Below are 7,163 nucleotides of genomic sequence, written 5' to 3' on the forward strand. Positions count from 1 at the left end.
ACCCGAAAAGGTCAGTAGCAGCTCCCGGGCGCCAAGCCCGCCACCCTGAGGGCGCGGATTCATAACCGGGGCGAGTCGGCTGGCCTTTTCGACGAGAACGGCCGTCCCACCCCACCTACGAGTGAGGAATTCTCGCATGCCCGCGTCCCGAAGCGGAAGGGCGCTCACCGCCCAGCCCGCCAAGGCCGTTGACGCCACTGACGGTATCCGCCAGCACCGCCTCGCTGCCCTCCTGGTGGACATGGTGCCCGGTGCCCGCGTCATCCGCGTCTCGCAGCACCAGCCCAGCCAGACCTGGCCGAGCCCCTACACCCGCGCGTACGACGAGCGGGGACAGCCCATACCCCTCAACCGGACCCAGCGCGTGGCCGCCGCCCGCTGGGTGATCCGCGCCTTCCCTCAAGCGAACTGGGACGAGACGCACGACCTCGACCTGACCAGCGGGACCCTGCGACCCGCCGCCGAGGCCTGTGCTCGCTCGGACGGGGGCCGTTGACCGTGGCCCGGATCCGAACGATCAAGCCCGAGGCCTTCGCGTCCGAGTCGCTCGCCGCGGTCTCCCTCGCCGCGGAGCGGACCTTCTTCGGTCTCCTCACCCAGGCCGACGACCACGGTCGCTTCCGCGACCAGCCTGCCGTGATCACTGGACTGCTGTGGTCGCTGCGCCCGGAGCACGGCCCCGTGGACGTCGAGGACGACCTGGCCCAGCTCGCCGCCGCCCACCTGATCTGCCGCTACGAGGGCGATGACGGCAAGCGGTACCTGCACATCGTCACCTGGCGCCAGCACCAGAAGATCAACCGGCCCAGCGGCGTCCGCTTCCCCGCCTGCCCGCACCACGACATCGAGTAGCCCACCCCGGACGCACCACGAACTCACGGAGACGGCACTGAGTCCTCCGTGAACACTCACGGAGGACTCAGTGAGGGCTCACGCACCCCGCTCGACCTTCCCGACCGTCACAAAACCGCAGCTCAGAGCACACTCCGTGAGACCTCACGGAGCACTCATGGCCCGGATCTAGGACCTAGGAACTTGGATCTAGGAACTACTTCTCCTTCGGGGGGCGCAGGCGCCCCCGCACCGGAGACCGTTTCGACCCAGCAGCTCATGGCCGAGTACGCGGCAGCCTGTGCCCACCGCCCGCCCAGCGGCGTGCTCGGTCACCTCGGACGGGAGACCGCCAAGCTCCTTGCCGAGGGCATCGATCCGGACCACATCCGGGCCGGGCTGGCCCGCCACCGGGCGAAGGGGCTGCACCCGAGCACCCTGCCGAGCCTGGTCCACGAGGCCATGAACGCCACCCCCGCCGGTTTGGTGCGGACGGAATCGCGGCCTAACGTGCCCGGTCACCGGGCCTGGGCCAACCCCGCCGACCCTGCCGCCGCCTACGCCGAGGAGCTGTGATGCGCGACCGTGACGCCCAGCCCGTCGGCGGCATCGCCCGCCGCCTGGCCAACATCCTCACCTCCCGGGGCATCGACCCGGCCGCCCCGATCACCGACCCGGTCGAGCCCATCCCCGCCCTCCAGGCGGCCCAGGCCCGCATCCCGGCCCGCTACCAGGCCGCCGTCGCCGACCACCCGGCGGTCGCCGCCTGGGTCCGCGAAGTCGCCCAGGCGGGGCGCCCCGGGATCGCGGGAGCCCCGGGCATCGCCCAGGGCCGCTCGCTGCTGATCGTCGGCACCACCGGCACCGGCAAGACCCACCAGGCGTACGGCGCGATCCGGTCGCTGCTCATCGCCGGCGTCCGGCTGCGCTGGAAGGCGACCACGGCCGCCGACCTGTACGCGGAGCTGCGACCCCGCCCCGGGCACGACGGTGAGCGGGAGCTGATGGACCTCGCCCGCTGCCCGCTGCTGATCATCGACGACCTCGGCGCGGCCAAGAACAGCGAGTGGACCGAGGAGATCACGATGCGGCTGATCAACCGCCGCTACAACGAGATGCTCCCGACCCTGATCACCACCAACCTCGGCATGGCCGACCTGCGTCAGCACATCGGCGACCGCGTCGCCTCCCGGCTGACTGAGATGACCGACAAGGTCATCCTCGACGGTCCCGACCGCAGACGAGCCCTCGCAGCCGAGCGTCGCCGCACCGCCGCCACCTGATCCCTGCCGCGACCGGCTGCCACCGCTTCCGCCTCCTTCACGTACCAACCCCTGGGCCGCGTATGCCCAAAACGCGCCCGGGGCGACCGGAGACACTCACATGCACAGCACCGAGAACCAGATGCCGCGCACCCTAGGCGACCTCACCTGGCACGAGAGCGCCGCCTGCCGCTCGACGCCCCACCACCAGGTCGACCCGGACATCTTCTTCCCCGAGCCGGACGAGATGGACCGCATCCGCGCCGCCAAGGCCCTGTGCGCGCAGTGCCCCGTCCGCACCACCTGCCTCGACGCCGCCCTCGAAAACGGCGACCGCGACGGCATCCGGGGCGGCATGACCGAAGAGGAACGCAACCTGCTGCACCGAAAGCTCCACAGCCGCTTCGACTACGCCCGCGTGAACGCCGTGCTGGCCGGCCGAGACATCCACCTCACCCAGGCGGAGCGCGACGCCGTCGTACGCGTCGCCTACCAGGGGGACATGCCGGCCGAGCGGCTCGCCTGGCTGCTCAAGGTCACCGAGGAGCACGCCGAGAAGCTCTACCGCCGCACCCGCCGGGAGATCCGCAACCGGGCCGTCGACCAGCAGAAGACGGCGAACAAGGCGAAGGGTAAGAAGATGCCCAAGAGCCCCACCAAGGTGCTCAAGGCATCCGCAGCGGAGACCCGAGCGCGCAACGACCTCGGGACGGCCGCGTGAGCCACAGCGCGCCCATACCGGCGCGGATCACCGGCTGGGACCGAGCCGCGATCGTCGCCCTCGGTGGCGCAGGCTGCGCGCTCTCGTACGACGCCCTGCAGCAGATGGCCACCGCCATCCACGTCCGCGGACCCCTCACGTTCCTCTTCCCCCTGGTGATCGACGGCTTCATCGCCTACGGGGTACGCGCCCTCCTGGTCCTGCGCACCGCCTCCTTCGCCGCCCGCCTGTACGTGTGGATGCTGTTCGGCACGGCGACGGCCGCCAGCATCTGGGCCAACGCCCTGCACGCCGTACGCCTCAACCAGCAGAGTCCCGAAGGCGACGGCCTGCGGCTCGGTGACGTCACCGTCGGCGCCCTGTCCACCATCGCCCCGCTCGCCCTGGCCGGAGCCGTCCACCTGTACATCCTCATCGCCCGCCGGGTCACCGAACCCGGTCACCACGGAAACCCGGACACCTTCGGTGTCCGGACCGACCGGATCACCGCTGACCGGCCGGAGACTCCACACGCGGCGGACGGACACCGGCCGACCCCGGTCACCTTCGGACACTCGGCCGCACTCTCCGCGTCGGAGAGCGGACGCCCGGCGGTCACCTCCGGCCCGGACGTATCGCGAGCGGCTGACCGGGAGGAGCCGTCCGGGCACCCGGAGAGCGTGCCGGAGCCTGAGCCGGCGCACGGCGGAGACGCTGCTGACCTGGGCGGACACTCGGTCAACAGACCTGCCCCGGTTGCCCGCCTGCGCCTGGCCGCCCCGTCGGTCATCGAGCCGGAGCCCGGTCCGGACACCGCCTCGGACACCTCGGACAACGGCGGCCCGGACACCGCCCCGTCGGCGGACAACCTCCTGCCGATCGCCCGCCGAGCGGTCACCGACGCGGGCAAGGTCACCCGCGAGGTCGTCGCGGACGCCATCCGCGGACAGGGGAAAACCCTGGCCAATGACCGGCTGACCGCCCTGATGCGCGAGCTCCGCGCCGAGATTGGCCAGGACTCGGCCACCCGTACCGGTTGACCGACCAGCTCGGACAGGCGGGCGGCCAACGGCATCAAACCGGGCCGCCCGCCCCGCACCCCACCACGTTCCGCACGCACTGGAGATGAACGATGCGCACCACACCGGCCACCCCTGCCGAAGCCGACGCCTGGATCACCGTGCTTCGGCAGTACGGACACCTCCACCGCGCCGAACCTGGCCCGGACGGCACCTGGACCGTGCAGCGAACCCCCGCCAGCACGCCCCGCACCCTGCACCACCCGGTCCTCGCCCTCGACTTCGTCGCCGAGGTCCTCCACGACGTGCGCCGTACGAAGGCGCAGACGCTCTGATGACACTCTCCGACCCGGCTGGCGGCACCTCTGACCTGCAGCAAGGCGACTGCCCGGCAGGAAGCCGAGCAAGCTGTAGCTTCCGAAACTCCTCCGCTGCCATGGGCTGCGGAGGAGTTTCGGAAGCGCATGCCCTCGCCCCCTCGGGGGCGGGGGAGGCCCGGCACCAGGGGGTGCCGGACTCTGGGGCTGCGACCGAGGGCGGATCGCAGCCAGGGGGAGAAGCAGAGCCGAACACCGCGACGCGCACGCGCCCCCGTCTGCGCCAGAGCGTCCACCGCGACCAAGTCCGCAGCGTCCGTCTCACCCGAGACGAACTCGACACCGTCAAGCGCGCCGCCGAAGCCGGCGGTCTGAAGACCGCCGGATTCCTCGCCGATGCAGCGGTCGCCGTTGCCCAGGCCCAAGGCGGTCCGAAGACATGGCTGTTGGACCAGCGCGGCCGAGTGGAGGAACTGATGGCGGCCAGCGCCCAGCTCGCCCGCGCCGGCAACAACCTCAACCAGGTCGCCCGCATCCTGAACTCCGGCGGTCAGGTGGAGCACGTGGACGAGGCGGTCGCCCGAGTTCTGCGTGCCGCCGTCCGAATCGAGGCCGCCGCCATAGAGATGGCCCGGCGCTGACGGTGGTCCCGGACGTCTCCACCGGCAGCCGTACATACGGACTGCTCAACTACCTCTACGGACCCGGTCGTCGGGAAGAGCACACCGACGCGCATCTTGTCGCCTCCTGGATGCCCGGCCTCGCCCCCGATCCCGGACGCGATCCGGACGCCACGCTCAAACAGCTCGCCGACCGGCTCGACCTGCCCGTCCTCGCCCTGCCGAAGGACCGCCGCCCAGCCCGGCACGTGTGGCACTGCCCCGTACGCACCGCGCCCGGCGACCGCTACCTCACCGACGCCGAATGGGCCGAGGTCGCCCGACGCGTCGTGCACGCCACCGGCATCGCCGAAGAGGGCGACGACAAGGCATGCCGATGGATCGCTGTACGCCACGCCGACGACCACATCCACATCGCTGCCACCCTCGTGCGCGAGGACGGGCGGCAGGCACGCCGCCACAACGACGGCATCCGCGCCCAGGCCGAATGCCGGAAGATCGAGAAGGAGTTCGGCCTGCAGATCCTCGACGGCGGAGACCGCACCGCCGCCCAGCGCCCCACCAGCGCCGAACGCTCCAAGGCCGAGCGATCCGGTCGCGCCGAGACACCCCGCGAGACACTCCGGGAGAGCGTCCGCCACGCGTTGGCCGGGGCTGACAGCGAGGAGGAGTTCTTCGACCGCCTCGCCGAAGCCGGCCTCCGGATCGACAAGCGCATCGCCCCGTCCGGCGACGCCATCGGATACAACGTCGCCCTCCCCGGCGACCGCAACCGCGATGGCGAACCCATCTGGTTCTCCGGCTCCAAACTCGCCCCGGACCTTTCCCTGCCCAAGATCCGGCGGCGCCTCGCCGCCGGACGACCCGACGACGATGAGCCTGTCGTCGGCCGTGCCGACGAACAAGTGCCGCGCCCAGCCCGCGCCCGCCGCGAAGCGGCACCGGTCGTCGAGCGGGCGGTATCGATCCTTGACGGGGACGACGAGGAGGACTCCGCCGCCCAACTCGTCGGCGTCGGCGAACTCCTCGACGCTCTCGCCCAGACCGCCCCGGCCTCGACCCGCGGGGAACTCGCCGAGGCCGCCCGCGACTTCGAACGCGCCACCCGCTCCCACATCCGCGCCGAGCGCGCCGACAACCGGGCCATCCGCTCCGCCGCCCGCGGCATCGTCCGCGCCGGCGGCGCGCTCGGCAAGGGCGAGGACGGCGGCGCCACCGCGATGGTCCTGTCCACGATGGTCCTCGTGGCTATCGCCGCCGCGCGCTGGCACTCCGCCCGCGGTCACGCCCAGCAGGCAGCCGCCGCCCAACGAACCGCTCAACACCTCCGCAGCGCCTACCGATCGGCTGCCACCGCGCCCATGAACGCGATGCGTGAGCACGGCTGGCGACTCCCCGAACCCGTACGGGAGCGATACGCCGGCGCTCTCGAAGCCGTCCTGCCCGAACAGGCTGACCACGTCCGCCGCGAACCCGGCTGGGACGCCCTGACCGCCACCCTCGACCAGGCCGAGCGAGCGGGACACGACCCCGACGCCCTCCTCCAACAGGCCATCGAATGGCGTGAACTGGACACCGCGGACAGCGTCACTGACGTGCTCGTCTGGCGGCTGCGACGCATCGGCGAACTGCCCGCCACCATGGACGCGCCCCGTGCGCGTACGAATGCGAGGACAGCCCAATCGCGGCGCTATCCGTCGGCACCACAGGCCCCCGAGCCGCCGGTGAGGCCCCACAGTGCTGACCCGCGCTCCCCGGGGCCGAGGCGCTGACCAGTGCGCAAAGCGCTGGAAGCCGGGCGCAAGGGCCTGTTAATACTGAACAGATACGGAGAAGGAGACGATGAACATGCTCGAAGAAGGCATCCAGGCCCAGAGAGCCGATCTGCCGGAGACCGCCTTCGTCGACGATCCCCTGCTGCGGCTTCAGCAGGAGACTCAACTAGGTGATGGCAACATCCGTCTCCGAGCAACCACTCATCCCGAGGAAATCACCATCACCGGGATCCCCGTGATGTGCCCGCAGTGCGGCGCCCGGCGCGACTGGATGGTGATCTGCGACCGCGACGAGATCAGCATCCGCTGCCGCTGCGCGCACCAGTGGGTCGAGCGCGAGCTGACCCGGGCGGACTACCAGGCGATGATCGACATCGGTGGGCAGGACTACCCGAGCTTGGAGGCCGCGGCCCAGGCCGCGGGCTACGACGGCATGCTCGCCGGCATCTACCTGTCCGAGCGCAGGCCCGAATAGGGCCTGCGGCGAAGCACCGTAGACGCCGCCGGGTGGCGCATGTATTCAGGCTCATAAGGGTTCCCTGAGAACCACCAGGTCTCGCTTCTGGTCGCGCCTCAAGTAAGCCTGGCCGTAGGCAGAATGGGGCGATGGACGCTGGACTACTGACCTTTTCGGGTTGC

The 7,163-nt window shown here is 71.1% G+C and carries 8 protein-coding genes and 1 pseudogene; all 9 read left to right on the forward strand.

Annotated features, from left to right (window positions below):
• Positions 1-136 precede the first annotated feature (136 nt).
• The 9 genes and pseudogenes from JHN45_RS48850 (at position 137) to JHN45_RS48890 (ending at position 6,999) form a co-directional block, all read left to right on the forward strand.
• Entirely contained in the window at positions 137-496 is a 360-nt protein-coding gene (locus tag JHN45_RS48850) for a hypothetical protein (protein ID WP_236584948.1), read from the forward strand.
• Between the two features lie 2 nt (positions 497-498).
• Positions 499-1,407 (forward strand): annotated as a pseudogene (locus JHN45_RS48855) (hypothetical protein).
• Positions 1,407-2,114 carry an ATP-binding protein gene (locus JHN45_RS48860; protein WP_201055926.1) on the forward strand — a complete coding sequence of 236 codons (708 nt, stop codon included), beginning with the start codon at positions 1,407-1,409 and terminating at the stop codon, positions 2,112-2,114. Before JHN45_RS48855 ends, JHN45_RS48860 begins: the two are co-directional and overlap by 1 nt.
• A 100-nt stretch (positions 2,115-2,214) precedes the next feature.
• Positions 2,215-2,814 (forward strand): WhiB family transcriptional regulator, encoded by a 600-nt coding sequence (locus JHN45_RS48865; protein WP_201055927.1) that lies wholly within the window; start codon positions 2,215-2,217, stop codon positions 2,812-2,814.
• Complete coding sequence (locus tag JHN45_RS48870; protein WP_201055928.1) at positions 2,811-3,833, forward strand: DUF2637 domain-containing protein; 1,023 nt, start codon at positions 2,811-2,813, stop codon at positions 3,831-3,833. The genes JHN45_RS48865 and JHN45_RS48870 overlap by 4 nt, the downstream gene beginning before the upstream one ends.
• A 92-nt stretch (positions 3,834-3,925) precedes the next feature.
• On the forward strand, positions 3,926-4,147 hold the full coding sequence (locus tag JHN45_RS48875) for a hypothetical protein (protein ID WP_201055929.1): 222 nt from the start codon (positions 3,926-3,928) through the stop codon (positions 4,145-4,147).
• 173 nt (positions 4,148-4,320) lie between these two features.
• Positions 4,321-4,770: a plasmid mobilization relaxosome protein MobC gene (mobC, locus tag JHN45_RS53785; protein ID WP_307783424.1), complete on the forward strand. Its 450-nt coding sequence runs from the start codon at positions 4,321-4,323 to the stop codon at positions 4,768-4,770.
• Between the two features lie 2 nt (positions 4,771-4,772).
• Entirely contained in the window at positions 4,773-6,521 is a 1,749-nt protein-coding gene (locus tag JHN45_RS48885) for a relaxase/mobilization nuclease domain-containing protein (protein WP_201055932.1), read from the forward strand.
• 70 nt (positions 6,522-6,591) lie between these two features.
• A complete protein-coding gene (locus JHN45_RS48890; protein WP_236584949.1) occupies positions 6,592-6,999 on the forward strand; it encodes a hypothetical protein in 408 nt (135 codons plus the stop codon).
• Positions 7,000-7,163: the final 164 nt, after the last annotated feature.

The sequence above is a fragment of the Streptomyces sp. MBT53 genome, from assembly GCF_016654115.1.
Taxonomy (GTDB): Bacteria; Actinomycetota; Actinomycetes; order Streptomycetales; family Streptomycetaceae; genus Streptomyces.